General features: G+C 76.2%; 1 pseudogene. It reads right to left on the bottom strand.

The annotated features are described in order from the left end of the window. Nucleotides 1–317 (bottom strand): annotated as a pseudogene (locus tag ON22_RS37645) (hypothetical protein); the annotation flags it as partial. Nucleotides 318–584: the final 267 nt, after the last annotated feature.

Here is a 584-nt window from a genome sequence, read left to right as displayed (position 1 = left end):
GGGCGGCCGCCGGGACGCTGATTCGCGGGCGGTATCGGGGGCCGGCCGCCGGGCTGCCCGGGCGGTACGGCAGGTCGCGCGCCGGACGGCGGGTTCTGTGGTCGTCCGGGCGCCGGGTTACGGCCATCGGGCGCGGGCGGACGCTGCCGGTTCCCGGCATACCGATCCTCCCCCGGATGTGGGCCCGGTCCGGGGCCGGGACGCCGGGCAGGCGGGCCGGGGCGGGGCGCCGGACCGGCCGGCTGCTCGGGCCGGCGCAGCTGCGGTGGCGGCTCCCGGAAGGATTCGCGGTCGGTATCGCGCGGATGGCCGGTCATCTCCGGCTCCGATCCGGGAGACGGAGGCACCCGCTCCCACGGTGCGCTGGGGGCCCGCCGGTCTCGTGGACCGCCGGGCTGTCTACCGGGCTGCTGCCGATGAGCGGAGGATTCATCGTCGCTCATCATGCCTCCTGTATCGCCCGGACCCCCGCTTGCCGGTTGTCTCCTGTGTCGTGCCGAACACCTCGCCGCCGCTACTGCGCGCACACGAACTGTACGGGGCGGGCGGCATGTCGTATCCGGCCGCGCACCGGCATCCCGGAC

The sequence above is a fragment of the Nocardia carnea NBRC 14403 genome (assembly GCF_000308515.1).
Taxonomy (GTDB): domain Bacteria; phylum Actinomycetota; class Actinomycetes; order Mycobacteriales; family Mycobacteriaceae; genus Nocardia; species Nocardia carnea.
This window is presented reverse-complemented; position numbering and strand designations above follow the sequence as displayed.